Origin of the sequence: Streptomyces sp. NBC_01381, assembly GCF_026340305.1 — a bacterium.
Lineage (GTDB): Bacteria > Actinomycetota > Actinomycetes > Streptomycetales > Streptomycetaceae > Streptomyces.
Genome location: NZ_JAPEPI010000002.1, coordinates 1,341,048 through 1,367,383, shown reverse-complemented (window position 1 = coordinate 1,367,383; position 26,336 = coordinate 1,341,048). Strand labels below are relative to the sequence as shown.

Here is a 26,336-nt window from a genome sequence, read left to right as displayed (position 1 = left end):
AGCCACGGCGCACGGCAACCTTCGAGTAACGCACTGATTTCCCTCCGAGTGGATTCACCAGATCAGATTCACTGCATAAATCTGATCAAAAAAGAAGAACTATCTCCGGCAGTCAGGCAGGGAAGTTTCCCCATTTCCATGCCCAGTCATCATCGAAGTCCGCCTGCACATACCTAATGTGAGCAGTGGCCTGCAGACGCTTGCAGTTCGCCTTCGTGGGAAGCTTCTTGGTGGGGGTCTTGATTGGCGTCCTGCCAATAACGCTACCGCCCTGAATCTTCACCACCTGCCGTCCATCACACCAGACAGCTGCCCCCAGAGCGAGAACATGGCGGCCACGGCTGCACCCCGAAGGGGACTTGAAGTAGATCTTGGGGTGACGCCCGGGATAGCTGATCTTGATTTCCGGAGAGCCACATCTTCCGGTGGCACTCACCCCTCCACGCTCCTGCGCCGCTGCAGGAGCAGTTACCCCCACCGCCGATGGCATGAAAACCAATGCAGCCGCACCAGCAAGGGCAGCGACGCCACGCCTACCCCAAGGCGACGCCATTGTTCGACGGACTTTCTTTCCACCGGCATCCATCCGCATCTGCAAACTCACCTCACTGATCGAATTGGGGACCTTCCCCTTCCCTCTGAGAATTACCGTATATCTGCAAATTGCGAATCCGGCACCCCCCATTTGGGGGTCCCAGGAGTCTCCGCCCCCACACTGGGGGCGCCTGCCTCAGCGCAGCAACCGACACCACCACGCCCACCTCGACACCAATCCCGCCGCAATCCGATCATGACGGCTTTTCAGGGCAAAACGACGCTCGAGGCGGTCGGGCAGCTCCGCACCTCCCTCAATAGAAGCTCAAATTGCTGCGCCATCACCGTGAGTAGCTTGACGACCACAGGTCAACCTCGGCAATGTTGCCGCCAAGCCTTCGCTCTGACCAAGCAATGGCGACACTTCGGAATCTCGGGGAGCCGGGGGTTTAATGATGATCCAGGTAGCGATTATCAGTAATAACGAGTTCTTTCGGGCCAGCTTGGCCGCAATTCTGTCCTCTCAATGCGACGTTCACATCGCAGCACAGGGGGGACTCAGCCAGTCGCTGCCAATACGAGGATCTGCACGCGCAGATATCATCGTGACCGGCACCGTAACTGCGGGCGAGTCCTTTGAAGTCATCGAACGCACCAAGCGACTCAAAGATCCACCCAAGATTCTCGTGATCACCCAACTAATACACAAGAGCGAGGTTCGAAAACTGCTCACCCTGGGTGCGTTCGGAATCCTGCTCCAAGAGACCGCAGCTCGACATCTCGCCTGGGCCGTGGACGCCATACACAAGGGCAGTCGCGCCCTCTCGCCCGAAATCGCAGACCACGTATTCAACGAGTACTCAAAACCGAATCACTTCTCCAATAGCACCAGAGAGGCTCGCGAGAAGCTCGGGCAGCTCAGCACTCGAGAGCGTCAGGTGCTGGAACTCGTCGCACAGGCGCTACCCAACAAACAAGTGGCGACTCTCCTCGGAATAAGCTCCGAGACAGTGAAAGGGCATGTTCGATCTATCTGCATGAAACTTGACGCAGCGAGTCGGCTCCACGCCGCCCGAATCGCTTGGCAAGCCTCTGCAGCCGCGTAATTCGGTCCAGGAGGGTCGTCGACCATATGCCGCGGGGAGCGAGCCTGACCGAAGACGGCGTAGTACCGCCGCTCCACCGTTTGAGCCGTCCCCGCACAACGTCGTCACTTGACGCAAGCACCGGCAATGGGTTGCATACGTTCTGTGATCGTGCACCGGGCTCCAACTGCCAGTTCTTGTACGTACGTCCAGCGCTCCCGGGCCCGCGTGACGGGAGAGTGCGCGCCGTGGACCCGGTGATCGTTGTCGGCGCGGGGCCCGTGGGGCTCACGCTCGCCCTGGCTCTCGCGCGTCACTCCGTACCCACCGTCGTGCTCGACGAAGGGCCCGGCAAGGACGAGCAGCGGCCCGCGCGGACCGTCGTCCTGCGGGATGACACCGCGGCCCTCATGGAGCGGCTCGCCGGTCACTCGTTCGGTGACATGGAGACGGGCGCGCGGTGGGCGGGCTGGCGTTCGCTGCGCCGCAAGCAGCTGATGCGGGAGCTCACGTTCAGTGATCAGACGCCGCCCCCGCTGCATGTGCCGCAGCATGTGCTGACCGGCGCCCTGCGCGCCGCCATCGCCGATGAGCGGCTTGTCAAGATCGCGGTCGAGAGCAAGCTCGACTCCCTGGAGCAGGATGCGAGCGGGCTGACCGCCCACACCCGCGGGCCCAAGGACACCTGGTGGCGCGGCAGTTACCTGGTGGGCTGCGACGGACCGCGCTCGACGGTGCGCAAGCTGCTCGACATCCGCTTTCCCGGACGCACGGCCGTCGAGCGACACGCCGTGGCGGCGCTGCGCACGGAACTTCCCAGGCCCAGTGAAGCGTTGTTGCATCGGATGCCTCCGTGGCGCGGCGGAGGCGCCGAGGTGACGGGCCGTCCGCTCGCCGGCGGGGTGTGGCGGCTCGACTGGCTGCTGCCGCCGCGCGGCGATCTGGTGACTCCGGACGCGCTCGTGGCGCGCGTCCGGGAGACCCTCGCGGGGTGGTGCGGGGGATCCACGCCGCCGTACGAACTGCTCGACACAGGTGTGCACACCGTCCACCACCGACTCGCCCGCCGGTGGCGGGTCGGCCGTGCCTTCCTCGCCGGGGACGCCGCGCACCTCCTCGGCGCGCTCGGTACGCAAGGGCTCGACGAAGGGCTGCGGGACGCGGACAACCTCGCCTGGAAGCTGGCGCTCGCCTGGCATCACGGCGCGCGCGAATCCCTGCTCGACAGCTATCAGGCCGAGCGGCGCGCCAGTGTCGCCGCCCGGCTACGCGCCGCCGACCAGTCGCTGCCGATACTGCGGGGCGGCGGAGGGCTGCGTTCGTACGTGCCGGGGACGGCGCGTGGGCACGACACGCTCCTCACGGACGGCCATGTGGGGCGCGGCCCGCTCGGCGCGCCCGGGTCGTACGCGGAATCGCCCCTGGCGCCCGCGCCGTCCGAGTCCGAGGTGGCGGTCGGCACCGAGCCGGGTGCCCCGGTCGCCGATGTACGGGTGACCGCGCCCGACGGGTCCTTCGTGCAGCTGCGGGACCGGCTCGGCCTCGGGCAGCTGCTCGTGGTCCTGGTCGCGCCGGGCACGGTGGTGTGGGAGCGGCGACACTGGGTGACGGCCGGGATCATGCCCCGGCTCGCCGCCGCGGTGACCGCGCTGCCGCACCCCGCGGAGCTGCTCGTCGCGGAGAGCTACCCGGGGGCCGCCGCGCACTCGGTGCTGCTCATCCGCCCCGACGGCCACCTGGTCACCGCGCTGAGCGGGGTACGCCCCGCCGAGCTGTACTCGGCGGCCGAGGCGGCGCTCGGCGGAGTGCTTCCAAAGCAGCGGGCGCGCGAAACGGACACTACGGAGAAGGCGGAAAAGACGCGGAGCAAGGCCGCGGCGAGCCGGCCGACCACACAGTGAGCCAGAGTTGACCGGCACGCAGCGTCATGGTCTACTCCGAAACGTGACCGACACCGATCTGCGCCTGTGGCGGAGGGTCCATATGGACCTCGTCCGCTATGCGGGCTGCGTGTGTCGTCCGTCCTGCTGAATTCGCCTTTCTCCCCCGCGCACCCCTCTTCTCTTGCTCTTGCGTTCTTGGGTGCGCGCCTCCGCGAACTTCCAGGACGGATACCCGTGTCTGCCTCTGTCTCCGCCACGCACGCGCCCGCGCCGGCGTCCACGCCCACCGCTGCCGAACTGCTCGATTTCGTACGTCGTAGCGCCGCCGACCCCGAACTCATCGCCTCCTTGCCGCTCGACCCCGAAGGCCGCACCTGGGTCCGCCTCGAAGGTCCCGGCGGCAGCGAGGCCTGGCTGATCGGCTGGCCGCCGGGCACCGGAACCGGCTGGCACGACCACGCCGAATCGGTCGGCGCCTTCCTCACCGCGGAGGGCACCCTCAAGGAGAACTCGCTCGCCGCGCGGCTGCCCACCGACGGCTGGAAGACCCTGGAGCTGACCGAAGGGGTGGACCGCGAACGGGAGTTGGCGGCGGGCAAGGGCAGGGCCTTCGGCCGGAATCACGTACACGAGGTCCTGAACGAGTCCACCACCGAGCACGCCGTCTCCGTGCACGCCTACTACCCGCCGCTGCCGCGCATCCGCCGCTACAGCCGCACCGGGCCTGTGCTCCGCCTGGAGTCGGTGGAGCGTCCGGAGGACTGGCAGTGAGCGGGCGTTCCGTGGATCGCAGCGGCGAGCAGCAGACCGTGGGCGAATCTCCCGTAGGCATCGACGAGTTGCTGGAGCGTGTACGGCTCGGCCTCGACCGGGTCACTCCTCAGCAGGCACGCGACACGGCTGCCGCCGGGGGACTTCTCGTCGACATCCGGTACGCGGCCCTGCGTGAGCGCGACGGGCTGATCCCCGGCGCCCTTGTCGTAGAACGCAATGAGCTGGAATGGCGGCTTGACCCGCAGGGCAGCCACCGCGACCCGCAGGCCGTCGGGCACGGCCTGCGGGTCGTCGTGGTCTGCAACGAGGGTTACGCGTCGAGCCTGGCGGCCGTCTCCTTGCGGCAGTTGGGGCTGCGGCACGCCACCGATCTCATCGGCGGGTTCCAGGCGTGGAAGGCGGCCGGGCTTCCCGTCCAGCGGTGACGCTCACTCCTTGGCCGTGGCCACCGTCACGGGACGCGGCCTCAGGGCGGCGCGGCCGGGGAGTGCGGTCGCGGTGAGGGCGAGCAGTGCCCCGAGGGCCACCACGGAGACGTACACCAAGGGTGCGACCGAGGGCGCCGCGCTGCCCGTCATGCCGACGCTGAAGGCCGTCAGGACGGCGAGCGCGATACCGCTGCCGAGGGCCGTGCCGATGAGCAGTACGGACAGTGCTTCGGTGCGCAGCATGCGCAGGACCTGGCGGCGGCTAGCGCCGGCGAGGCGCAGCATCGCGAACTCGCGGACGCGTTCGGAGACCGACATGGCCAGGGTGTTGACCACGGCGATCGCGGTGAAGGCCAGGATCAGGCCCATGGCGAGGTAGTTCACCTCGGCGTTCGCCTGCTGGCGTTCGGCCTGGAGGTTGTCGGCCTCGGCCGGTGCGAGGACCCGCACGCCCGGGAACTTCTGGACGTCTGCCGCGAGTTGTTCCTGTGTACGGTCGCTCTTGATCAGGACCGTGGCAGCGAGCGGGTTGTCGACGTGGCGGGCGACCAGGTCGTGCGCCATGGTCAGATCGCCGAACCCGAGCCCGCGCGCGTACACGGCACCGACCTTGAGCTCGGTCTTCTTGCCGTCGCCGAGCGTGAGCTTCAGGGTGCTTCCGGGCTTCAAGTCGAGCTGGTCCGCGGCCAGTTCGCTGACGGCGACGCTGTCCTTGCCGAAACCCTTCAGGGTTCCGGCGGTGACGTCCGGGTCCCAGGTGCGGGTGAGACCGGCCGTGCTGACGCCCTGCGCCGGGTACTTGTCGAGGCCTACGCGCACGGTGGTGCGGACGACTTCGGTGGCGGCCTCGACGCCTTCGGTCGTACGCAGCTTCTGCGCGGCCTGGGCCGGGACGCCGGGCCCCTGTGCCGCAAGGACCCAGTCGGCGCGGATGCCCTCGCGGGCCTGCGCGCGGGCCGCGTCGCCGAGGGTGGGTTGGACGAACAGGACGGTGCAGGTCATGCCGGTGAGGAGGGCGAGCGGGGTGACGGCGGCGGCCATCCGGGCGGCGTTGCCCCGGAGGTTGGCGTGCGCGAGGCGGCCACCGGGACCGGAGAGCCGCAGCGGGCCGCGGATCAGGGCGGCCGCCGCCTTGACCAGGAGCGGGCCGAGGAGCGCGATGGCGGAGGAGAGGACCACAACGGCCAGGAACGTCACGGGAGTCGACGCGGGCTCGGTGCGCAGAACGCTGAGCAGGGCGACCAGTACGACGCCTCCGGCGAGGAGCACGAGCCCCGCGACGACGCGGCTCCACGGGAGCCCGGAGCGCTCGACGCGTGCTTCGGCGAGGGCCTGCGCCGGGCGGATCTTGGCGATGCGGCGGGCTGAGACGCGGGCGGCTGCCCAGGCCCCGAGGAGCGTCGCGGCCATGGCCGCCATGGGCGGGAAGAAGCTCACGGAGCGCTCCAGCGTGGCGGGGATCGCGCCCAGGTCCACGAACCGGCCGTGCAGCCAGCCGCCGAGCGGGATTCCGGCGAGCGAGCCGAGGATGCCTGCGGCCGCGCCGACGATCAGGGCCTCGCGGCCGAGGAACCGCCGGATCTGCTTGGGGGTGGCGGCGATGGCGCGGAGCAGGGCGAGTTCGCGGTGGCGCTGCTGCACGGAGAGGGCGAAGGTGCCGACGACCACGAGGATGGCGACGAGGAGGGACGTGCCGCCCATCGCGCCGCCCATGCTGACCAGCTTGACGCGGGCGCTCGCCGCGTCGAGGAACTCGACGGGACCGCGGTCGCCTCCGACGCTGACCTGCGCCTTCGTGCCGTTGAGCGCGTGGGTGACCGCCGCCTTGAGGTCTCCCGTGTCGGTCCCCTTGGCGGGTACGACGCCGAAGGCGGTGACCTGTCCCGGGTGGGCGGCGAGCCGCTCGGCCTCGCCGGTGGAGAAGAAGAGCGACGTCTGGTGGGCGAGCGCGCCCTGGGCGGGGGCCGCGACTCCGGTGATCCGGTAGGTGCGCGGCGCCTGTGTCGACTGGACGGTGAGCCGGTCTCCCGGCTCGAGGCGGGCGCGGTCGGCGAGGTCGCGGTCGATGACGAGGTCGCCGGCGGCACGGGGGGCCCTGCCCTCGACGAGACGGAAGGGAGTGAGCGCGGCCGATCGCCAGGCGTGACCGTACGCGGGCTTGTCGGAGAGGTCGCCGGACGTGCGCGTCAACGGCTCGGCGAGGAACGTGAGTTCGGGAACGACCTCGTGGACACCGGGAGTGCCCCGAAGCTTGCGCTCGATGCCGTCCGGCAGCCAGGCCCGTTCGGTGATCGGCTTGGCCTTGTGCTTGACCTTGGTCTTGCCCTTCTTGTGCTTGACCGTGGTCTGGTGGACGTTCTGGTCGGCGGAGACGATGACGGGGGCCGCGGCATAGCGCTCGGTCCGGACGGTGCCCCGCAGGCCCGTCTCCAGGAGGGTGCCGCAGGCCGTGATGAGCGCGGCGGCGCACATCAGCGCGAGGAAGGCGCCGAGGAATCCGCCCTTGCGGGCGCGGACGGTCTGCAGTGCGTAGCGCAGCATCATGGTGTGGCCTCGGGTTCGGTGGCGTCGGGTGTGGCGGGTGTGCCGGGTGCATCGGGTGCGGAGGGGTGGGCGGGCTCGTCCGGGAGTTCGGGTGCCGGGAAGGCCAGGAGCCGGGTGAGTACGGTGCGCGCGTCGGCCGGCGTTTCGGCGGCGGGGCGCTTGTAGCGGTTGAGCAGGGCGATGTACTCCTCGAAGAACTCGCGGAGTTCGGGCAGAGTCAGCCGGATCGTGCCGCGCGAGTACGGGAACGCGTCGGCCCACTCGCCGAGTTCGGGGCCGCCGTCCCGCTGCAACTGCTCGAAGAGCTCCAGGTCGGCGGCGTACGAGAAGTGGTTCAACTCGTCCATGACGAGCCGCGTCTCGACGTTCTGCCTGCTGCGCGGCGGAAAGCGTCGGTCGCCGGGTACCGCGCGCCACCAGCGCTCACGGCCGTGCCCCGCGCCCCCAGTCTCCTCGACGAAGCCGTAGCGGGCGAGTTCACGCAGGTGGTAACTGGTGGCCCCGGTGTTCAGGCCGAGGTCCCTGGCGAGGGTCGCGGAGGTGGCGGGACCGTGCACGGTGAGGTGCTGCAACATCTGCTGCCGCCGGGGCTGCGCGAGCGCCTTGAGCACACGGAGATCGCGGAGCTCTTCGGGGGCGTGGTGCGCTGCCGCGCGCTGGGGGGCTGCTTGGGGCTCGCCTTCGGTGGCTGCGTCGAGTTCGGCCTCGTCTCCGGGGACCGCGTCAGCCCCGTCCTCCGGTACAGCCTCGGTCCCGCCACGCAGGGCCGCGCCCGTCTCGTCGTCCGATGCGGGCTCCGCCCCACCTTCCGGCGCGGAGCCGGTCGTGCCGGGTTGCTTTGCCATGCGTACACAGTTTCCTGTGCACAGGGAACTGTGCAGTGCGGTGGACCGGCGTCTTCAGCGGGGGGTTAACCCCACCCCCCAGGAGCAGTAGGCGAGTTGAGGGCAGGTACGAGAAAGGGCCGGGCCGCGGTTCGCACCGCGCTGCCCGGCCCTGACCTGAGCCCCACCCCCGCGAGGGCCCTGGTCGCTCAACCCCCGTCGTACCCGAGGTCTTCCCCGTCCTCGCCCTCTTCCTCCAGGGCCTGCCGGACGATCCTCAGCGCGAGGCCTTCCGAGTAGCCCTTGCGGGCGAGCATGCCCGCGAGCCTGCGCAGCCGCTTGTCGCGGTCGAGGCCTCGCGTGGCGCGGAGCTTGCGGGCGACCAGCTCGCGTGCGGTCGCCTCCTCCTGCTCCGAGTCGAGCTGTCCGACGGCCTCCTCGATCAGCGTGGCGTCCACGCCCTTCGTCCGCAGCTCCTGCGCGAGCGCCCGCCGGGCCAGGCCCCGGCCGTGGTGCCGGGACTCCACCCACGCGCCCGCGAAGGCACCGTCGTTGATCAGCCCGACCTCTTCGAAACGGGTCAGCACTTCGTCCGCCACGTCCTCGGGGATCTCCCGCTTGCGCAGGGCGTCCGCGAGCTGCTTGCGCGTACGCGGAGTTCCGGTGAGCAGGCGCAGACAGATCGCCCGCGCCCGCTCAGCCGGATCCCCCGTCGGCGACTCCCCCTTCTCGGCCCTCGACGAGGAAGGGGTGCCGCTGTCCTGTTGGCCGTCGCCCCGGCTGTCACCCCGGCCGTCACCGAAGCCGCCTCGCCGACGACGGCCGCCGCTCCTGCCGCCGCCGCGCGAGCCGGTGCCCGCACCACTCTGGTCGGCGCCGTCCTGATCCGCACCGTCCGCGAAGCCCTGGCCCGCGGGGGCGGTGTGGTACTCGGGGACGGTGTGCTCCGCCCAGTCGGTTCGCCGCGTCACGGATCAGCTCTTGGCCGCTGCGGCCTTGGGCTTGGTTGCCTTCGCCGCCGGTGCGGGCACCGTCTTGGCGGCGTCCTCGGCCGCGCCCGCCGCGTCCTTGCCCGGCTCCGCGGCCGGCTCCTCCGGCTTCGGCTTCACGCCGACGCCCAGCTTCTCCTTGATCTTCTTCTCGATCTCGTTGGCGAGATCGGGGTTGTCCTTCAGGAAGTTACGGGCGTTCTCCTTGCCCTGGCCGAGCTGGTCGCCCTCGTACGTGTACCAGGCACCCGCCTTGCGGACGAAGCCGTGCTCCACGCCCATGTCGATCAGGCCGCCCTCGCGGCTGATGCCCTGGCCGTAGAGGATGTCGAACTCGGCCTGCTTGAAGGGCGGCGCGACCTTGTTCTTGACGACCTTGACGCGGGTGCGGTTGCCGACCGCGTCGGTGCCGTCCTTGAGGGTCTCGATGCGGCGGATGTCGAGCCGCACGGAGGCGTAGAACTTCAGCGCGCGGCCACCGGTCGTGGTCTCCGGGGAGCCGAACATCACGCCGATCTTCTCGCGGAGCTGGTTGATGAAGATCGCGGTGGTCTTGGACTGGTTGAGCGCGCTGGTGATCTTCCGGAGGGCCTGGCTCATCAGGCGGGCCTGCAGACCCACGTGCGAGTCGCCCATCTCGCCCTCGATTTCCGCGCGCGGCACCAGGGCCGCGACGGAGTCGATGACGATCAGGTCGAGGGCGCCGGAGCGGACCAGCATGTCGACGATCTCCAGAGCCTGCTCGCCGTTGTCCGGCTGGGACAGGATCAGGTTGTCGATGTCGACGCCCAGCTTCTTCGCGTACTCGGGGTCGAGTGCGTGCTCGGCGTCCACGAAGGCGACGGCGCCGCCCGCGCGCTGGGCGTTGGCCACGGCGTGCAGCGTCAGCGTCGTCTTACCGGAGGACTCCGGTCCGTACACCTCCACCACACGGCCGCGCGGGATGCCGCCGACGCCGAGCGCGACGTCGAGCGCGGTCGACCCGGTGGGGATCACCTCGATGGGGTCGTTCGGCCGCTCGCCCATGCGCATGACCGCGCCCTTGCCGAACTGCCGTTCAATCTGTGCGAGCGCGGCGTCCAGCGCCTTCTCGCGGTCGGTTCCTGCCATGGGTTCCACCCGATTTGCTTGTGTCGATCGCTTCACGTCAATGACGCTAGCGCCTGCCACTGACAATCCGCCCCGACGGCCGTCCAGCCTGTGGATAACTCGAGGCGATCGCCCCGCCGAAACCGGCCGGAGCTCCGGGCATCCCCCCGCGAAATCCCCGGGAAAACGCCGCCAGACACCCCATAAGAATGGATGTTCGAATTTGGTGTCAAGCGCACCACGCGGCACCACCGAGAGTCTCCTGTGCCGCCGAAGTGCCACCGAAGTGCCGGCGAAGTGCCATCGAAGACTCCGCGGCGCACCATCGAATCTCGGGTGCACGTTCCCTGCCGCGCTACATGTGCCGGACGACCTCATAGATCGTCTGGGAGACGGGTGCCGGGTGCGGAGCGTCGTTCCAGCCGATCTCCTCGGCCCGTTTCTCGATCGCCTTTCGTGCGGCGTGGGCTGCGTCTTCGTCCTCGAAGAAGGCGACAGACAGCCCGTTGCCCGTGGCGGGGTCGACGAGGTGGTACGCGCCATGGACGCCGGGCACGGCGGCGGTGGCATCCAGCACCCAGTCCCGGTCGTCAGTCGGCATCGGCTCCCACACGGCCACCCTCGCGATCATCGCTGCCTCCTTCTCGTCGGTCTGAGCCTCCAGAATGAAGCAGCTTTCGGTGACAGCGCTCGGCCTTCGCAGGCCCCGCGGCTACTCCCCCGGGCGTACGGCCACGACCTTCGGCCGGACGACGACCGGCGGGCCGCTCCGCACCAGGCTTGACCTCATGGAAAGCCGTACGGGGACGTCTCCCCTGCCCGCCCTGTGGCGCTCGGCGCGCCCGGCCGAACGCGTCAGCCATCTGACCGGCGCCGTCCTGATCCTCTCGGGCCTCGTTCACCTGCTGGTCTTCGCCGTCGACGGCGGCCCCTGGGAGGGGCCCGTCTCCTGGCGCAAGCCCGTCACCTTCGGGCTCTCCTTCGGCCTGACCCTGATCGCCGTCGCCTGGGTGACGTCGTATCTGCGGATGGGAGCCCGTACCCGGACCGCGCTACTCGTCCTCTTCGCCGCGGACTGCGTCCTGGAGGTCGGCGGGATCACGCTTCAGGCGTGGCGCAAGGTGCCGTCGCATCTCAACATGGAGACCGGCTTCGACTCCGCGGTGTCCATGTCCCTCGCGGTGGGCGGCGGCATCCTCGTCGTCCTGCTGTCGGCGTTCGCGATCGCTTCCTTCAGGCACCGCCCCACCGGGCCCACGGGCATGGATCTCGCGCTTCGGGCCGGCTTCGCCGTCCTGCTCGTCGCCCTCGCGTCGGGCGCCGCGATGATCGCGCGCGGGGTGTTCCTGACCCGGACCGGCCACCAGGAGTCGGCGTACCACTCCACGGCGGCGCTCAAGCCGCTGCACGGGGTGAGCCTGCACGCCGTCCTGGTCCTGCCCGCCCTGGCCTGGCTGATGTCCCGCACCTCCTGGAGCGAGCGGACACGGCAGCGGGTGATGACGGCGGCCGTCGCCTGCTACGGGGCGGCCGTTCTCGCCTCCGGGGTCTGGGCGGCCTTCACCTACTGACGCTCGCCCTTCGCCTGCTGACGCTCGTCCGGACCCGCCTGCGGGCCCGGCACCGCCTCCGCCTCCTCTTCCGCCTCCGACGCCGCCCCCGGCTCGTTCGGCCCGCGCAGGGCACGCCGCATGCGCGCCAGGAGAGGCGCTCCGCCCCTGCGCCGGTGTCCGTGGACGCGCGGGTCGTCCGTGACGTCGTACCGCTTCACGTACGCCCCCAGGAAGGCCTGCAGCGTCGCGACCGCCGGAATGGAGATCAGCGCGCCGACCGCGCCGAGGAGCGCCGTGCCCGCGATGACCGACCCGAAGGCGACCGCCGGGTGGATGTCCACGCTCTTGGCGGTGAGCTTGGGCTGCAGTACGTAGTTCTCGAACTGCTGGTAGACCACTACGAAGACCAGCACCCACAGCGCGTACCAGGGATCGACCGTGAAGGCGATCAGCATCGGCAGGGCGCCCGCCAGATACGTGCCGATGGTGGGGATGAACTGCGAGACCAGGCCCACCCACACCGCGAGCACGGGCGCGTACGGCACGCCCAGGGACTGCAGCAGGATGTAGTGCGCGACTCCGGAGATCAGCGCCATCAGGCCGCGTGAGTAGAGATAGCCGCCGGTCTTGTCGACCGCGATCTCCCAGGCGCGCAGCACTTCGGCCTGCTTGGCCGGCGGCAGCACGGAGCACAGCGCGCGGCGCAGCCGGGGCCCGTCGGCCGCGAAGTAGAACGAGAACAGCATGACCGTCAGGAGCTGGAAGAGGCCTCCGAGGACCTGCGCCGACACGTCCAGGACGCCGCTGGCGCTGTTCTGCACGTACTTCTGGAGCCAGTCGGAGTGGACCAGGCTGTCCTGGATCTCGACGCGTGACAGGTCCGTGTGGAACGTCTGGTTGATCCAGCTGATGACCTTGTCGAGGTAGTCGGGGAAGTCCTCGACCATGTCCACGATCTGGCCCGCGAGCATCGAACCCATGAGCGTGATGAAGCCCGCGCCCGCGATCAGGACGCCGAGGAAGACCAGGAAGGTGGCGAAGCCCCTGCGCAGCCCCCGCGCGGCCATCCAGCTCACCGCGGGCTCGACCGCGAGCGCCAGGAAGAACGCGATCAGGACGTTGATCAGCAGCCCGGTCAGCTGGTGGAAGGCCCAACTGCCCAGCTGGAAACAGGCGAAGAGCGCGAGGGCGAGCACCATGGCACGCGGCAGCCAGCGCGGCATGCTGGCGCCTCGCCCTACCCGGGCCCCGTTCGGGGGCTGTGCGGGCGGCGTCGTGCCGAGCGGAGCTACGTCCTGGGCGACCTGCGCGGTCTCGTCTGTCGATGCCACGGTGCAAGTCTCGCCCACGCCGCCGACAATCAGCCGCCGCCCCCATGTCTTCGCGCTTCCGTGCGCCCGTGACGGCTGCCGGAGGGCGGTGAAGTGTCCCGCGTCAGCGCTTTTCGGCCGGTACGTCCATCGCCCCGCACACCGCGCGCCAGATGTCCTTGGCCTCCCAGCCCGCGTCCAGCGCCTGATGGACGGTGCGCCCGCCGAGCTCCGCCATCACATGATCACGCGCGAAGGAGTCGGCGTACCCCGCCCCGAAGTGGTCGGCCATCCGCTCCCAGAACACCGTCAACCGCATGACCCCAGTATCGCGCCCTAGAGAGTGCAGCCGAACGGAGGGGGCTTCCCGAAGGCCCTTTCCCGCCTACGGTCTGTGCATGGCCGAAACCGGAGCTTCCCCGCATGCCGCGCCCTCACCGGTCGCACGCGCCGAGCACTTCGTCTGGCTCACCGCGCGCGTACTGGAGCAGCGGCGGTTCGCCTACCACTTCCTGAGCGGCTCGGGCGGCGCCGAACCGTCCGCCGACGCGGTCGAGACCGCCCTGGCCGCCTACGGCAACGAGGACGGCGGGTACGGCCACGCGCTCGAGCCCGATCTGCGCGGCCCCGTCAGCCAGCCACTCCACACCGGGCACGCGCTGCGCGTCCTCGACTCGATCCGGCGCTGCGGCGGACAGCGCGTGGAGCGCGTGTGCCGCTATCTGACCTCGGTCTCCGCGCCGGACGGCGCCCTTCCGGCGGTCCATCCCAGCCAACGCGGCTATCCGTGCGCCCCGTTCGTGCCGATCGTGGACGACCCGCCGAGCGAGCTCCTCGCCACCGGCCCGGTGGTGGGTCTGCTGCACCGCAACGAGGTGTGGCACGCCTGGCTGTTCCGGGCGACCGACTTCTGCTGGGCCGCCGTCGATTCGCTCGAGAAGTCACATCCGTACGAGATCCAGGCGGCCGTCGCCTTCCTCGACGGGGCACCGGACCGCCCGCGCGCGGAGGCGGCCGCGGACCGTCTCGGCAGGCTCGCCCGGGAGCAGCTCCTCGTGGCGCTCGACCCCGGACGCCTTGACGCGTACCCGGTCGCTCCGGGCTACGCACCCGGTGAGCACCACTTCGCGTACGACTACGCGAAGGCGCCCGAGTCGCTCGCGCGCGCGTGGTTCACCGACGAGGAGATGGCGCTCTCCTTGGACCACCTGGAGCAGGAGCAGCAGGACGACGGCGGCTGGCCCATCCGCTGGCGGCAGTGGGCGCCGGGCACCGCCCTGGAGGCACGCCCCATGGTCACCATCGAGGCGCTGCGCACGCTACGGGCGTACGGACGGTCCATCGGCTGACGGGACGCTCTCGGCCTCCCGGAGCAGCAGCGCCGCGATGGCCAGGGCCGTGCCGCGCGGTGCCGACAGGTCGATGCCGGTCCGTTCGCCGATCTTCGCGAGCCGGTTGTCGACGGTGTTGGGGTGCAGGCCGAGGGCGGCGGCGGTGGCCCTGCGCTCCTGCTGATGGGCGAGGTGGACCCGCAGCGTCTCCAGGAGCTCGGGGCGGTCGGCGACCGGGTCGAGCAGTGCGGAGATTAGGTGGCTGCTTTCGTTGCGGCGCGAGAGGTGGTACTCGAGCAGGACGTCGTCCATGCGGTGCAGTCCCGGGGGCATCCCGCACGCGCGCGTGATGCGCAGTATCTCCGTCGCGGTACGGGCCGCGACGGTCACGGCTTCGGGCCCCGCCGCGTCCACGGCGGCCACCCGCACCGGAAGCTCGCAGGCCTTGCTCAGGCGGCGCGGCAGATCTTCCGGGGGACGGCACTCCTTGGGGACGATGACCCGGCCGCCGTCGGCGTCGAGGAGCGCGAGCACCTCCGTCTCGAAGGCGCGGTCCAGGGCCGTCTGCACGCGCCGCAGCCGCCGCCGTACCGCCACGGGACCCTCTGTGGGCGCTCCGTCGAGGCCGACCGCGAGGACCAGGACGGGCCCCGCGAGGCGCAGCTGGTCGAGGAGCCCATGGCCGGGCGGGACCATCCCGTCGAGCAGGCCGCGGACCAGGGAGCTGCGCTGGGCGCGCTGCTCGGCCTCCAGGGCCGAGCGTTCGTCCAGGTAGGTCTCGGCCACGGTCCCGACGATGGCCGGGTGCGACTGCAGGAGTACGTCCACGAGTTCGACCAGGGCGGCCTCCTCGCCGGGCCGCGCCACGTCGCGCAGCGCCTGCCACAGGACGTAGACGCCCAGGGCGTGCGTACGCAGCAGCAGGTGCAGCGGCATGCCCTCCTCGGCGCGCTGCGCGGCCCGCTCCCGGAAGACCCGGTGGCTGCCGGGCCGGTCATTGATGCGGCGCAGGAAGAGGCGCACTCCGTGGCGGGCGGTGGCGGCTATCTCCAGGTCCTTCACGTCGTCCGGGAGCTCGGCGTAGCCCGGCAGCTCCTCGAACGACTCGCGGGCCATCCGGCGCGCCAGTTCGTTGACCCGGGGCTCGCATCGCGCCGCGAGGGACCGGGCTTCGGAGGACAGCGCCACGGTGTCTCCTCTCCAGGGCCGCCGTTGTGACGCGTCACATTACCCACGGGATCTTTGAACCGTCCCGACGGCCTTGGTGGTCAGCCGGTCAGCGCCCGCAGCCCCGCCGTGACGGCCACGGCCGCCGCGATGACGACGAGGAACGGCGCGCGCAGCAGCAGCGCCACGGCCGCCGCGGCGAGCCCTGCCGCCTTGGCGTCCAGGACCAGCACCCGGCCATCGGCAAAGGCCTGCTGGGCCGTGAGCGCCGCCAGCAGGGCCACGGGCAGCAGGGCGGCCATGCGCCTGACCATCGGCCGCTCCAGGGCACCTGAGGGCACGAGCAGCCCCGCGAGCTTGACGAGGTAGCAGCCGACGAAGGTCACGCCGATGGCGATCCAGATGTTCAACGGTCCGCCCTCCGCTCGTCGTCACCAACCGGGCGGCTGTCACGGGCCTTGCGTCCCTCTACGTAGAGGACGGCCGGGACTGCGAGAGCGGCCACCAGAACAGGAACGCCCGCGGGCAGCACGGGCAGCAGTCCGAGCCCAAGGACGACCGCCACAGCTGCGACGGCGCGCTCCGTCGTCGTGCGCAGCATCGGCGCGAGCAGCGCCAGGAAGACCGCGGGTCCCGCGGCGTCGAGGCCCCACGCGTCGGTGTCGCCGATGGCTTCGGCACCGAGGGAGCCGAGGAGCGTGGTGAGGTTCCAGAGCACGTAGAGGCTGAGCCCCGTCACGGTGAAGCCGATCCGGGCCGCGCGCCGCGTCGGCTGTGCCAGGGAGACGGCGGTGGTCTCGTCGATCACCCAGTGGGCGGCGAAGGGCCGCACCGCGCGCGGGAGGGCGAGCAGCTGCGAAAGGCGCAGTCCGTAGAAGGCGTTGCGCACGCCCAGGAAGAAGGCCCCCGCGGCGGCCGTGAAGGGGTTCCCGCCGCCCGCGAGCGCACCGACCAGCGCGAACTGCGAGGCCCCGGTGAAGACCAGCAGGCTGAGCGCGCAGGTCTGCAGCACGGTGAGGCCGCTGCCGGCCGAGGTGACTCCGAAGGCGAAGCCGGAGAGTCCGACGGCGACACCGACACCGAGGGCGTCGCGGACGACGGCGGAATCGGGCTTCTCCGGTGCCGGTTCGCCCGCTCCCGCACCGGCTGGTTCATCTGCTGGTCCCTTGGCGCGGATGTCCGCGGGGGTTATCTGTTCTGCCACGTCCCGGACGCTACGGGGAGGGTCGATTCCGGGTCTTGTACGTTCTTGCGCTCCCGCCGGTACGCCCCCGGCGGCACCCCGACGATCCGGGTGAAGTGCCGGTTGAGGTGCGGCTGGTCGGTGAATCCCACCGCGACGGCCGCTTCGGCGGGCGCCGTTCCCGAGTCCAGGAGGGCGCGGGCTCGCCTGACGCGCGCGTCCGTGAGCCACGCGTGCGGCGGCATGCCGTACGTGTCGCGGAAGGCCCGCAGCAGCGCGAACGGGCTGGCCCCGAGGTCGGCGGCGAGCCGCTCCAGGCTCGGCGGGTCGACCAGACACTCCTCCAGGACAGCACGCGCGCGTGCCGCCGTCCTGGCCCCCGCCGTCCGCACGGCGCGCTGCGGCAGGCGGCCGCCGTTCAGCCGCAGCAGCCGCGTCACCGCCACCCGCAGCAGGGTGTCGGCGGCGAGCGCGTTGCCCTCCTCCGCCGCGCGCAGCACGCGGTGCACGAGGGCTACGGCGTACGGATCGTCGAGCACCGGGCGGATGAAGCCGGGCGCGCCCCGGATGGCCGTCGTCTCCCCGGCGATCTCGGCGACCAGCTCCGGCGAGGGATAGACCGCGCCGTACCGCCAGCCCTCGGGCACACCGGCCCGGCCCGTGTGCATGGTGTCCGGATTGATCAGGGCGAGCGTTCCCGGCCCCGCGTGCTGGTCGGCGCCGCCGTGGTGGAAGACGTCGACGCCCTCGGCGATCGCGGCGATCACGAAGTGCTCGTGGGTGTGCCGCACGAAGGTCTTGCGGACATAGCGGGCCCGCAGCAGATCGACACCGGGCAGCTCCGCGTACCGCCAGTGCCGCGCCTGCTCCGCCGAAGCTGCCATGTCTCCCATTCTGCGACAGCAGCGCAAGCCCTTTTGCAGACCCTTTTCCGCAGGTCGGCGCCGTTGTCAGTGGCGGGGTGCACGATGGGGTCATGGTCAGGTCCGCATCCGGTGCCCACAGCGCCCTCGATGAGTTCTCCCCCGCGACCCGCGGCTGGTTCACGGGGGCCTTCTCCGCGCCCACGTCCGCGCAGGCCGGGGCGTGGCGGGCCATCGGGGAGGGCTCGGACGTGCTGGTGGTCGCGCCGACCGGCTCCGGCAAGACGCTGGCCGCGTTCCTCGCCGCCCTCGACCAGCTGGCATCGACCCCGCCGCCCGCCGACCCGAAGAAGCGCTGCCGCGTGCTGTACGTGTCACCGCTGAAGGCCCTCGCGGTCGACGTGGAGCGCAATCTGCGCAGCCCGCTGACCGGCATCCGGCAGGAGTCGGTGCGCCTGGGCCTGCCCGAGCCCGAGGTGCGGGTCGGCATCCGCTCGGGCGACACCCCGCCCGCCGAGCGCCGCGCGCTGTCCACGCGCCCGCCGGACATCCTGATCACCACGCCCGAGTCGCTCTTCCTGATGCTCACATCCGCCGCGCGGGACGCGCTGACGGGCATCGAGACGGTGATCCTGGACGAGGTGCACGCGGTCGCGGGCACCAAGCGCGGGGCACACCTCGCGCTCTCCCTGGAGCGGCTGGACGAGCTGCTGCCCAGGCCCGCCCGCCGCATCGGCCTGTCGGCGACGGTCCGCCCGGTGGACGAGGTGGCGCGCTATCTGTCCCCGCAGCGCAGGGTGGAGATCGTCCAGCCGCCGTCCGGCAAGGAGTTCGACCTCTCCGTGGTCGTACCGGTCGAGGATCTCGGGGAGTTGGGCGGTTCCCCGGTCGCCGACTCGGACCAGGCCGCCGAGCGGCCCTCGATCTGGCCCCATGTCGAGGAGCGCATCACCGACCTCGTCCAGGCGCACCGCTCGACGATCGTCTTCGCCAACTCCCGCCGCCTCGCGGAGCGCCTGTGCAACCGGCTCAACGAAATCGCGTACGAACGCGCGACGGGCGAGCCGCTCCCCGAGGACCACTCCCCCGCCGAGGTGATGGCCGAGTCGGGTGCCGCCAAGGGCGCCCCTCCGGTCCTCGCCCGCGCCCACCACGGTTCGGTGTCCAAGGAACAGCGCGCCCAGGTCGAGGAGGACCTGAAGGCGGGCCGGCTTCCGGCCGTCGTCGCCACGTCCAGCCTGGAACTCGGCATCGACATGGGCGCGGTCGACCTGGTGGTCCAGGTCGAGTCGCCGCCCTCCGTCGCCTCCGGACTGCAGCGCGTCGGCCGTGCCGGACACCAGGTGGGCGCGGTCTCCACCGGCGTCGTCTTCCCCAAGTACCGGGGTGACCTGGTGCAGGCCGCCGTGGTCACGGAGCGGATGCGGACCGGCTCCATCGAGTCGCTGCGCATCCCGGCCAACCCGCTGGACGTCCTGGCGCAGCAGCTGGTCGCGACGGTCGCCCTGGACACCTGGCAGGTCGACGACCTGCTGGCCCTGGTCCGCCGCGCGGCCTCTTTCGCCTCCCTCCCTGAGTCGGCGTTCACCGCCGTCCTGGACATGCTCGCGGGCCGCTATCCATCGGACGCCTTCGCCGAGTTGCGTCCGCGCGTGGTGTGGGACCGCGTCGCGGGCACGGTCACCGGACGGCCGGGCGCGCAGCGCCTCGCGGTCACCTCCGGGGGCACGATTCCCGACCGCGGCCTCTTCGGGGTCTTCCTCGCCGGCGCCGACCCGAAGAAGGGCGGCGGCCGGGTCGGCGAGCTGGACGAGGAGATGGTCTACGAATCGCGTATCGGCGACGTGTTCACGCTCGGCACGAGCTCCTGGCGTATCGAGGACATCACCCGCGACCGCGTCCTGGTCTCCCCCGCGCCCGGCGTCCCCGGCCGGCTCCCCTTCTGGAAGGGCGACCAGCTGGGCCGCCCGCTCGAACTGGGCCGTGCGGTGGGCGCGTTCCTCCGGGAGGTCGGCTCGCTGTCGCGCGAGGACGCGCGCGTGCGGCTGCTGGCCGCGGGGCTCGACGACTGGGCGGCCGACAACGTCCAGACGTACCTGGCCGAGCAGCGTGAGGCCTGCGGCCACATCCCGGACGACCGCACGATCGTGGTCGAGCGGTTCCGGGACGAGCTGGGCGACTGGCGGGTGGTCGTGCACTCCCCGTTCGGCGCGCAGGTGCACGCGCCCTGGGCGCTCGCCCTCGGCTCCCGGCTCAGCGAGCGGTACGGCATGGACGCCCAGGTGATGCACGCGGACGACGGCATCGTCCTGCGCCTGCCGGACGCCGATCTGATGGGCCTCGACCTGCTCGACCAGGAGCCCACGGGCGGACATCTGGAGTACGACGCCGAGCAGGCACCCGTAGGAGCCGGTGACGTCGCCTTCGACAAGGGCGAGGTCAATCAACTCGTCACCGACCAGGTGGGCGGATCGGCCCTGTTCGCCTCCCGCTTCCGCGAGTGCGCCGCCCGCGCCCTGCTGCTGCCCCGCCGCAGCCCCGGCAAGCGCACCCCCCTGTGGCAGCAGCGCCAGCGCGCCGCGCAACTGCTCCAGGTGGCCAGTGAGTTCGGGTCGTTCCCGATCGTCCTCGAAGCGGTCAGGGAGTGCCTCCAGGACGTCTTCGACGTACCGGGCCTCACGGAACTGATGGGCGACATCGAGTCCCGCAAGGTCCGGCTCGTCGAGGTCACGACACCTGAGCCGTCACCCTTCGCGCGCTCGCTGCTGTTCGGGTACGTGGCTCAGTTCCTGTACGAGGGCGACTCACCGCTCGCCGAGCGGCGCGCTGCGGCCCTGTCCCTGGACTCGCGCCTCCTTGCCGAACTGCTCGGCCAGGCCGAGCTGCGGGAGCTGCTCGACGCGGAGGTGCTTGCCGAGCTTGAGCAGGAGCTCCAGTGGCGCACGGAGGACCGCCGCGTCAAGGACGCCGAAGGCGTCGCCGATCTGCTGCGCCTCCTCGGACCGCTCACCGCCGCCGAGTTGGCCGAACGCGGGGCCGAGCCGGAGTGGGCCGATGAGCTGGCATCGGCCCGCCGCGCGATCCGCGTCCGGATCGCCGGGGCCGACCACTGGGCGGCGATCGAGGACGCGGGCCGGCTGCGCGACGCGCTCGGCACTGCGCTGCCGGTCGGCGTCCCCGAGGCGTTCACCGAGCCCGTCAAGGACCCCCTGGGCGACCTCATCGCCCGGTACGCACGCACGCACGGCCCCTTCACCTCGGCGACGGCCGCGGCCCGGTTCGGCCTCGGCGCGGCGGTCACGGAGGGAGCCCTGCAGCGGCTCGCCGCCAACGGACGTGTCGTACAAGGAGAGTTCCATCCGGCGGGCATCGGCCAGGAATGGTGCGACGCGACCGTCCTGCGCCGACTGCGCCGCCGCTCCCTGGCCGCTCTGCGGCATGAGCTGGAGCCGGTGCCGCCGTCCGCGCTCGCCCAGTTCCTGCCCCAGTGGCAGCACTTGAGCGGTCACGGACTGCGCGGCGTCGACGGCCTGGTGCGTGCCGTCGAGCAGTTGCAGGGGGCGACGGTGCCCGCGTCCGCGCTCGAAAAGCTCGTCCTGCCCTCCCGGGTCGCGGGGTACGGACCGGCCATGCTCGACGAACTCACCGCCGCCGGAGAGGTGGTGTGGGCCGGGGCGGGCGCGCTGCCCGGCAAGGACGGCTGGGTCTCCCTGTATCTCGCCGACGCCGCACCCCTGCTCCTGCCGCCGCCGCACCCCCTGGAGCTCACCGCGCTCCACGAGTCCGTCCTGAACACCCTCTCCGGGGGCTACGGCCTCTTCTTCCGGCAGATCGCCGACCAGGTCCGCGCCACCACCCACCCCGACGTCCTCGATCCCCAACTGGCCGACACGATCTGGGACCTGGCCTGGTCCGGGCGGCTCACGAACGACACGCTCGCCCCGATGCGCGCGCTCCTCGGCTCGGGCCGCACGGCCGGTTCCACGGCCCACCGGGCCAAGCGCACGATCCCGCGCGGGCGCTACGGCACGCTGACGGCCGCCGCCCGCCCCGCGTCCCGCACGGGTCCGCCGACCGTGGCGGGCCGCTGGTCGCTGCTCCCCGCCCGCGAACCGGACCCCACCCTGCGCGCCCACGCCCTGGCCCGCACCCTCCTGGACCGGCACGGGGTGGTGACCCGCGGCGCGGTAGCGGCCGAAGGCGTCGAGGGCGGCTTCTCGGCGACGTACCGCGTTCTGTCGGCCTTCGAGGACAGCGGGCAGGCACGGCGCGGCTATGTCGTCGAAGGGCTGGGCGCCGCGCAGTTCGCGATGGACGGCGCGGTGGACCGGCTGCGCGCCACGGCCAACGCCCGCGACCGCGCGGACAGTTCATCCTCCTCCATGGGGTACGCCCCGCGCGCCTCCGAATCCCAGGCCGTCGTCCTCGCCGCCGCCGACCCGGCGAACGCCTACGGGGCGGCGCTGCCCTGGCCCGAGCCCCCCAGCGACGCGGGCCACAAGCCCGGCCGCAAGGCGGGCTCCCTCGTAGTCCTGGTCGACGGCGAGCTGACCCTGTACATGGAGCGGGGCGGCAAGACCCTGCTTGCCTGGCCCTCGGCCCCGGACGACACGCCCCCCACCGAGGACCCCCGCCTGCGCCCGGCAGCGGAGGCGCTCGCCGGCGCGGCCAAGGCGGGCTCACTGGGCACGGTCACGGTAGAGCGCATCAACGGAGCCGCCGCCCTGACCTCCCCCTTCGCCCCCCTCCTGGAAGGAGCCGGCTTCCACGCCACCCCACGCGGCCTCCGCCTGCGCGCCTAGCGGTGCCGTGCAGCAGGCCCGCGCAACCGCCGCGGCCCCGGCGCCACGACACCCCCCATGCCACCCTTGACCCATGCCCGAAGGAGACTCCGTCCACCAGGCGGCCCGGCGACTGCACACCGCCCTCGCCGGGCACACCGTCACGCGCTCCGACCTTCGCGTGCCGAAGCTCGCGACCGTCGACCTCACCGGGCGCACCGTCCTGGACGTGACCCCGCGCGGCAAGCACCTCCTGACCCGCTTCGAAGGCGGCCTGACCCTGCACTCGCACCTCCGTATGGACGGCTCCTGGCGGGTGTACGCACCCGGCGAGCGCTGGAGCGGCGGCCCAGGCCACCAGATCCGGGCCATCATCGGCACCGCCGACCGCACAGCCGTCGGCTACCGCCTGCCCGTACTCGAACTGCTCCGCACCGCCGACGAGCACAAGGCAGTGGGCCACCTCGGCCCCGACCTCCTGGGCCCCGACTGGGACGCCGACCAGGCCCTGCGCAACCTCCTCGCCGCACCCGAGCGCGCCCTCGGCGAGGCCCTGCTCGACCAGCGCAATCTCGCGGGCATCGGCAACATCTACAAGAGCGAGCTCTGCTTCCTCATCGGCGCCACCCCCTGGCTGCCCATCGGCGAGCTCCCCGCCGACAAGGCGTCCCGCCTCCCCGCCCTCGCCAAGAAGCTCCTGGAAGCCAACCGCGAGCGCCCGGCCCGCACCACCACCGGCCGCACCCGTACGGACCAGCGCCTGTACGTCTATGGCCGCGCCCCGCGCCCCTGCCTCCGCTGTGGCACCCCCGTCCGCACGGCCGACCAGGGCGACGGCTCCCGCAGCCGCCCCACCTACTGGTGCCCCACCTGCCAGCCGGGCCCGACCCCCTGACGCCCACGCCCTGCGCCCCGAAGAACCCACACCCACCACCCAGTTGACGCTCCGTCAGATCCAGTCGTACCGTCCCGTCATGCCCCTCACGGCGTACGACCTCACCGGACGCACCACATTCGTCACGGGCGCGGCCAGCGGCATCGGCCGGGCCTCGGCCGTCCTCCTCGCCGAGGCGGGCGCCACCGTCCACTGCGCCGACCGCGACGAGCAGGGGCTCCACGAGACGGCCACGCTCATCAAGACGGCGGGCGGCACGGCACACATCCATCCGCTGGACGTGGCCGACCGGGCCCAGGTCGACCAGGCCGTCGCGACCGCGGCCGCGACCGCCGCCACCGGCCGCCTGGACGTGATGGCCGCCATCGCCGGGATCATGCACAGCAGCCCGGTCCTCGAGACCCGTGACGAGGACCTCGACCGGGTCCTGAACATCAACTTCAAGGGCGTCCTGTACGCGTGCCAGGCGGCAGCCCGCACCATGATCGCCACAAAACCCAAACCCCAAGCCCAACCCCAAGCCCAACCCCAAGCCCAACCCCAAGCGACCGGCACCCGCACCCAACCCCCCACCGGCAGCATCATCACCATGGCCTCGGGCGCCGTGGACACCGGCGGCCCCGGACTCCTCTGCTACGGCGCGGCGAAAGCAGCCGTAGTGCAGCTCACCAAGACCCTCGCCACCGAAGTGGGCCCGCACGGCATCCGCGTCAACGCCGTCGCACCGGGCTGGATCCGCACCCCCATGACGCATCGCCACGACACCGAGGCGCAAGCGCACACCGAGGGGATCATGGTCCGCATGTCCCCGCTGGGCCGCGTCGGCGAACCGGAGGACATCGCACACGCCGTACTGCATCTGGCATCCGACGCGTCCGCCTTCACGACGGGCCAGATCCTCCGCCCGAACGGCGGCGTCGCCATGCCTTGGTAGCGCCGCCGGCAGCGGCTCGGGCAGCGGCTCGGGCAGCGGCCCTGGCCGCACGCCCCCCGGGCCACCGCAGCGCACCAACCGGCCGCCGCACCTGCCCCTGCCCCCTGGCCGCCCCGCCCCCTCCGGACCGGGAGACGGCGCCCACAGTCCGGGACTTCGGCACACAGTGCACCGGCAGCAGGCTCAACCCCCACCCGCCGGCCGCGACCGCCCCCTCCAAGGCCCCCGCATCAGGCGCGAAGGCCAGCCGCAGCACGCCCCACCACCAGAGCGCCCCCAGGGCCAGGGCCGGCGTCCACCGCACGACCTTCCCTGCCACGGCCACCACCTCCGCCCAAGGCCCGAAGCCCGGTCGACGCTAGACCCCCTGCGTCACCCGCCGGGAGGGCGCACCACAGCGCACACGGGGCACGACGTCCCCCAAGTGCCTCTCACCCGTCAGTGCCCGACTCACCCGTTCTCCGCCTGGAACATCCAGTGATGCTTCTCAAGATCCGCCGTGATCCCGATGAAGATGTCCTGGCTCACCGGATCCGCATCCCCCGTCGCCTCGACCCGCTCCCGCATCCGCGTGATCACCGCACCGAGCGCGTCCACGAGCGTCCCCACCGCGTCCGCGTCCTTGACCCAGCCTTCGGCGACCGCACCGATCCCACTGCTCCGCGCCACCGTCGAGGCCCGCCCGTCGGGCGGGACACCCAGCGTGGAGGCCCGCTCGGCCACCGTGTCGGAGTGCAGCCGCGCCGTGTCCACGACCTCGTCGAGCTGCAGATGGACGGAGCGGAAGCGCGGCCCGACCACGTTCCAATGGATCTGTTTGGCCACCAGGGAGAGATCGACCAGGTCCACCAGCGCGCCCTGCAGGGCGTCCGAGACCGTCTTCAGGTCCGCATCGGACAGAGGGCTCTTCACGACGTACATCCGGCCTCCAGGGCTCGTACACCCCCCGAATTCAAAAATCCCCACCAACCATGGCACAAGTGCACCAATCGGGGCATCTTAGGAATCGGGCACCCCAGGAATCGCACCACCTCAGGACAGACGAAAGGCCCGGAGGACAGACGAAAACCCCGACCGGTAATCCGGCCGGGGCTTCGACACATCGGAGCGCTCAAGTGGCGTGCACAGTCGACGCCGCATCACGCAGCGACGACGTCCACCGCCTCCGCAGGCGCCTTGATCGTCACCCGTTCCGGCGGCACACCGCTCACCGAGACGGAATTGAGCATGGGTCGAACCGGTGCGCGCACCGGTTCCGTAGCCGCTGCCGACGCAGCCAGTTCCGCGAGAGAGAGCTCATCGCTCACCTCGCGCATGAGCTCGGACATCCGTACGTCAAGCGCGTCGCAGATCGCGGAAAGCAGCTCGGAGGATGCCTCCTTCTGCCCCCGCTCCACCTCGGAGAGATAGCCGAGCGAGACTCGGGCGGACGAGGAGACTTCGCGCAGAGTACGGCCCTGGCGCTGGCGCTGCCGACGCAGCACGTCACCCAGCAGGCGACGGAGCAGAATCATCGGTGGCTCCCTCCTCGGACCGCGTAGCCGCATCCTTCACGCCCCACCGTACCGCCTTGCGCGGCGGCCGTGCGGGGAGCGATGTCGTGTTCACTCAGGGCTGCAAACATCAATTCCCCCCGTTCTGTTCCGTATCCTGTGCCCGCCCATTCCCGGCACGTTCGCCGGAAAGCCGCTCGACGAGCAGCGTGAGCACGCTCCGTACACTCTCCATACGGATGTCCGAACGCTCACCGTTCAACCGCAGAGCGGTCACTTTCCCCTCAGAGCGAAGCCCGGAACCCGGCCCGTGGACGGCCACGAACACCGTTCCGACCGGCTGTCCGTCCTGCGGATCAGGACCGGCGACGCCCGTCGTGGCGATCCCCCAGTCCGCCCCGAGCACCTCGCGCACACCGGCCGCCATCTGCAGCGCAACCTCGGCGTCCACGGCCCCGCGCTCGGCGAGCAGGCTGTCGTCGACCCCGAGCACTTTGTGCTTCAGTTCGGTCGCGTACGCCGTCACGGACCCCCGGAAGACCCGCGAGGCCCCCGGCACCGCCGTCACCTCGGCGGCCACCAGACCGCCGGTCAGCGACTCGGCGACGGCGAGCGTCTCACCCCGCGCCGCCAGCAGGCCCAGCGCCTCGGCGGCCCGGTCGGCAGCGCACGCCCC

The 26,336-nt window shown here is 71.4% G+C and carries 25 protein-coding genes; 10 read left to right on the top strand and 15 right to left on the bottom strand.

Annotated elements, in window-relative coordinates; translation table 11 throughout:
* Nucleotides 1-986 precede the first annotated feature (986 nt).
* From OG453_RS27895 to OG453_RS27880, 5 genes are all read left to right on the top strand, one after another.
* Nucleotides 987-1,640, top strand: coding sequence for a response regulator transcription factor (locus tag OG453_RS27895; RefSeq protein WP_266871266.1), 654 nt, complete (start codon nucleotides 987-989; stop codon nucleotides 1,638-1,640).
* 227 nt (nucleotides 1,641-1,867) lie between these two features.
* On the top strand, nucleotides 1,868-3,520 hold the full coding sequence (locus OG453_RS27890; protein WP_266871265.1) for an FAD-dependent monooxygenase: 1,653 nt from the start codon (nucleotides 1,868-1,870) through the stop codon (nucleotides 3,518-3,520).
* Nucleotides 3,521-3,602: 82 nt separating this feature from the next.
* A complete protein-coding gene (locus tag OG453_RS45375) occupies nucleotides 3,603-3,650 on the top strand; it encodes a hypothetical protein (protein WP_309506048.1) in 48 nt (15 codons plus the stop codon).
* 86 nt (nucleotides 3,651-3,736) lie between these two features.
* Nucleotides 3,737-4,273 carry a cysteine dioxygenase gene (locus OG453_RS27885; protein ID WP_266871264.1) on the top strand — a complete coding sequence of 179 codons (537 nt, stop codon included), beginning with the start codon at nucleotides 3,737-3,739 and terminating at the stop codon, nucleotides 4,271-4,273.
* Nucleotides 4,270-4,701, top strand: coding sequence for a rhodanese-like domain-containing protein (locus OG453_RS27880; RefSeq protein WP_266871263.1), 432 nt, complete (start codon nucleotides 4,270-4,272; stop codon nucleotides 4,699-4,701). The genes OG453_RS27885 and OG453_RS27880 overlap by 4 nt, the downstream gene beginning before the upstream one ends.
* 3 nt (nucleotides 4,702-4,704) lie before the next feature.
* Here OG453_RS27880 and OG453_RS27875 read toward each other — a convergent pair whose 3' ends face one another.
* The 5 genes from OG453_RS27875 to OG453_RS27855 all read right to left on the bottom strand — a co-directional run bounded on the left by OG453_RS27875 (nucleotide 4,705) and on the right by OG453_RS27855 (nucleotide 10,781).
* On the bottom strand, nucleotides 4,705-7,248 hold the full coding sequence (locus OG453_RS27875; RefSeq protein WP_266871261.1) for an FtsX-like permease family protein: 2,544 nt from the start codon (nucleotides 7,246-7,248) through the stop codon (nucleotides 4,705-4,707).
* Complete coding sequence (locus OG453_RS27870) at nucleotides 7,245-8,093, bottom strand: helix-turn-helix transcriptional regulator (RefSeq protein WP_266871260.1); 849 nt, start codon at nucleotides 8,091-8,093, stop codon at nucleotides 7,245-7,247. The genes OG453_RS27875 and OG453_RS27870 overlap by 4 nt, the downstream gene beginning before the upstream one ends.
* A gap of 188 nt (nucleotides 8,094-8,281) precedes the next feature.
* Nucleotides 8,282-9,043 (bottom strand): recombination regulator RecX, encoded by a 762-nt coding sequence (recX, locus tag OG453_RS27865; protein WP_266871259.1) that lies wholly within the window; start codon nucleotides 9,041-9,043, stop codon nucleotides 8,282-8,284.
* 3 nt (nucleotides 9,044-9,046) lie between these two features.
* Nucleotides 9,047-10,171 (bottom strand): recombinase RecA, encoded by a 1,125-nt coding sequence (gene recA, locus OG453_RS27860; protein ID WP_266871258.1) that lies wholly within the window; start codon nucleotides 10,169-10,171, stop codon nucleotides 9,047-9,049.
* A gap of 334 nt (nucleotides 10,172-10,505) precedes the next feature.
* Entirely contained in the window at nucleotides 10,506-10,781 is a 276-nt protein-coding gene (locus tag OG453_RS27855) for a hypothetical protein (protein WP_266871257.1), read from the bottom strand.
* A gap of 157 nt (nucleotides 10,782-10,938) precedes the next feature.
* On the opposite strand from OG453_RS27855, the gene OG453_RS27850 reads away from it, so the two are divergent.
* Entirely contained in the window at nucleotides 10,939-11,721 is a 783-nt protein-coding gene (locus OG453_RS27850) for a hypothetical protein (protein WP_266873153.1), read from the top strand.
* On the opposite strand, the gene OG453_RS27845 is transcribed toward OG453_RS27850, so the two are convergent.
* Together OG453_RS27845 and OG453_RS27840 are read right to left on the bottom strand one after the other, a co-directional pair.
* The gene (locus OG453_RS27845; RefSeq protein ID WP_266873152.1) at nucleotides 11,715-12,926 is read right to left on the bottom strand and encodes an AI-2E family transporter; all 1,212 of its coding nucleotides are present in this window, start codon (nucleotides 12,924-12,926) and stop codon (nucleotides 11,715-11,717) included. The two genes, OG453_RS27850 and OG453_RS27845, sit on opposite strands and share 7 nt — an antisense overlap.
* A 211-nt stretch (nucleotides 12,927-13,137) precedes the next feature.
* The gene (locus tag OG453_RS27840; RefSeq protein ID WP_266871256.1) at nucleotides 13,138-13,332 is read right to left on the bottom strand and encodes a DUF3046 domain-containing protein; all 195 of its coding nucleotides are present in this window, start codon (nucleotides 13,330-13,332) and stop codon (nucleotides 13,138-13,140) included.
* A gap of 79 nt (nucleotides 13,333-13,411) precedes the next feature.
* On the opposite strand from OG453_RS27840, the gene OG453_RS27835 reads away from it, so the two are divergent.
* Nucleotides 13,412-14,362, top strand: coding sequence for a hypothetical protein (locus OG453_RS27835; protein WP_266871255.1), 951 nt, complete (start codon nucleotides 13,412-13,414; stop codon nucleotides 14,360-14,362).
* Here the strand turns inward: OG453_RS27835 and OG453_RS27830 are convergent.
* From OG453_RS27830 to OG453_RS27815, 4 genes are all read right to left on the bottom strand, one after another.
* Complete coding sequence (locus OG453_RS27830; protein WP_266871254.1) at nucleotides 14,333-15,532, bottom strand: CdaR family transcriptional regulator; 1,200 nt, start codon at nucleotides 15,530-15,532, stop codon at nucleotides 14,333-14,335. The two genes, OG453_RS27835 and OG453_RS27830, sit on opposite strands and share 30 nt — an antisense overlap.
* Nucleotides 15,533-15,612: 80 nt before the next feature.
* Nucleotides 15,613-15,921, bottom strand: coding sequence for an AzlD domain-containing protein (locus tag OG453_RS27825; protein WP_266871253.1), 309 nt, complete (start codon nucleotides 15,919-15,921; stop codon nucleotides 15,613-15,615).
* The gene (locus OG453_RS27820; RefSeq protein WP_323178674.1) at nucleotides 15,918-16,715 is read right to left on the bottom strand and encodes an AzlC family ABC transporter permease; all 798 of its coding nucleotides are present in this window, start codon (nucleotides 16,713-16,715) and stop codon (nucleotides 15,918-15,920) included. The genes OG453_RS27825 and OG453_RS27820 overlap by 4 nt, the downstream gene beginning before the upstream one ends.
* Nucleotides 16,700-17,578 (bottom strand): AraC family transcriptional regulator, encoded by an 879-nt coding sequence (locus OG453_RS27815; RefSeq protein WP_266871252.1) that lies wholly within the window; start codon nucleotides 17,576-17,578, stop codon nucleotides 16,700-16,702. The genes OG453_RS27820 and OG453_RS27815 overlap by 16 nt, the downstream gene beginning before the upstream one ends.
* A 92-nt stretch (nucleotides 17,579-17,670) precedes the next feature.
* Between OG453_RS27815 and OG453_RS27810 the strand changes: the two genes are divergently transcribed.
* The 3 genes from OG453_RS27810 (at nucleotide 17,671) to OG453_RS27800 (ending at nucleotide 24,167) form a co-directional block, all read left to right on the top strand.
* Nucleotides 17,671-22,359, top strand: a complete 4,689-nt coding sequence (locus OG453_RS27810; RefSeq protein WP_266871251.1) for an ATP-dependent helicase — start codon at nucleotides 17,671-17,673, stop codon at nucleotides 22,357-22,359.
* A 73-nt stretch (nucleotides 22,360-22,432) separates the two neighbouring features.
* The gene (locus OG453_RS27805) at nucleotides 22,433-23,233 is read left to right on the top strand and encodes an Fpg/Nei family DNA glycosylase (protein WP_266871250.1); all 801 of its coding nucleotides are present in this window, start codon (nucleotides 22,433-22,435) and stop codon (nucleotides 23,231-23,233) included.
* 79 nt (nucleotides 23,234-23,312) lie between these two features.
* A complete protein-coding gene (locus OG453_RS27800) occupies nucleotides 23,313-24,167 on the top strand; it encodes an SDR family NAD(P)-dependent oxidoreductase (protein ID WP_266871249.1) in 855 nt (284 codons plus the stop codon).
* On the opposite strand, the gene OG453_RS27795 is transcribed toward OG453_RS27800, so the two are convergent.
* The 4 genes from OG453_RS27795 to OG453_RS27780 form a co-directional block, all read right to left on the bottom strand.
* Complete coding sequence (locus OG453_RS27795) at nucleotides 24,115-24,486, bottom strand: hypothetical protein (protein ID WP_266871248.1); 372 nt, start codon at nucleotides 24,484-24,486, stop codon at nucleotides 24,115-24,117. The genes OG453_RS27800 and OG453_RS27795 overlap by 53 nt on opposite strands.
* 131 nt (nucleotides 24,487-24,617) lie before the next feature.
* Nucleotides 24,618-25,088, bottom strand: a complete 471-nt coding sequence (locus tag OG453_RS27790) for a Dps family protein (protein ID WP_266871247.1) — start codon at nucleotides 25,086-25,088, stop codon at nucleotides 24,618-24,620.
* 218 nt (nucleotides 25,089-25,306) lie between these two features.
* Nucleotides 25,307-25,681, bottom strand: a complete 375-nt coding sequence (locus tag OG453_RS27785; RefSeq protein WP_160507571.1) for a helix-turn-helix domain-containing protein — start codon at nucleotides 25,679-25,681, stop codon at nucleotides 25,307-25,309.
* A gap of 109 nt (nucleotides 25,682-25,790) precedes the next feature.
* Nucleotides 25,791-26,303 (bottom strand): CinA family protein, encoded by a 513-nt coding sequence (locus OG453_RS27780; protein WP_266873150.1) that lies wholly within the window; start codon nucleotides 26,301-26,303, stop codon nucleotides 25,791-25,793.
* Nucleotides 26,304-26,336 lie beyond the last annotated feature (33 nt).

Bases quoted from the DNA above. Each gene is read 5' to 3' on its own strand.
- OG453_RS27895 (WP_266871266.1), top strand. From the start codon at position 987: ATGATGATCCAGGTAGCGATTATCAGTAATAACGAGTTCTTTCGGGCC.
- OG453_RS27875 (WP_266871261.1), bottom strand. From the start codon at position 7,248: ATGATGCTGCGCTACGCACTGCAGACCGTCCGCGCCCGCAAGGGCGGA.
- OG453_RS27870 (WP_266871260.1), bottom strand. From the start codon at position 8,093: ATGGCAAAGCAACCCGGCACGACCGGCTCCGCGCCGGAAGGTGGGGCG.
- recA (WP_266871258.1), bottom strand. From the start codon at position 10,171: ATGGCAGGAACCGACCGCGAGAAGGCGCTGGACGCCGCGCTCGCACAG.
- OG453_RS27855 (WP_266871257.1), bottom strand. From the start codon at position 10,781: ATGATCGCGAGGGTGGCCGTGTGGGAGCCGATGCCGACTGACGACCGG.
- OG453_RS27850 (WP_266873153.1), top strand. From the start codon at position 10,939: ATGGAAAGCCGTACGGGGACGTCTCCCCTGCCCGCCCTGTGGCGCTCG.
- OG453_RS27845 (WP_266873152.1), bottom strand. From the start codon at position 12,926: ATGCCGCGCTGGCTGCCGCGTGCCATGGTGCTCGCCCTCGCGCTCTTC.
- OG453_RS27840 (WP_266871256.1), bottom strand. From the start codon at position 13,332: ATGCGGTTGACGGTGTTCTGGGAGCGGATGGCCGACCACTTCGGGGCG.
- OG453_RS27835 (WP_266871255.1), top strand. From the start codon at position 13,412: ATGGCCGAAACCGGAGCTTCCCCGCATGCCGCGCCCTCACCGGTCGCA.
- OG453_RS27815 (WP_266871252.1), bottom strand. From the start codon at position 17,578: ATGGCAGCTTCGGCGGAGCAGGCGCGGCACTGGCGGTACGCGGAGCTG.
- OG453_RS27810 (WP_266871251.1), top strand. From the start codon at position 17,671: ATGGTCAGGTCCGCATCCGGTGCCCACAGCGCCCTCGATGAGTTCTCC.
- OG453_RS27805 (WP_266871250.1), top strand. From the start codon at position 22,433: ATGCCCGAAGGAGACTCCGTCCACCAGGCGGCCCGGCGACTGCACACC.
- OG453_RS27800 (WP_266871249.1), top strand. From the start codon at position 23,313: ATGCCCCTCACGGCGTACGACCTCACCGGACGCACCACATTCGTCACG.
- OG453_RS27790 (WP_266871247.1), bottom strand. From the start codon at position 25,088: ATGTACGTCGTGAAGAGCCCTCTGTCCGATGCGGACCTGAAGACGGTC.
- OG453_RS27785 (WP_160507571.1), bottom strand. From the start codon at position 25,681: ATGATTCTGCTCCGTCGCCTGCTGGGTGACGTGCTGCGTCGGCAGCGC.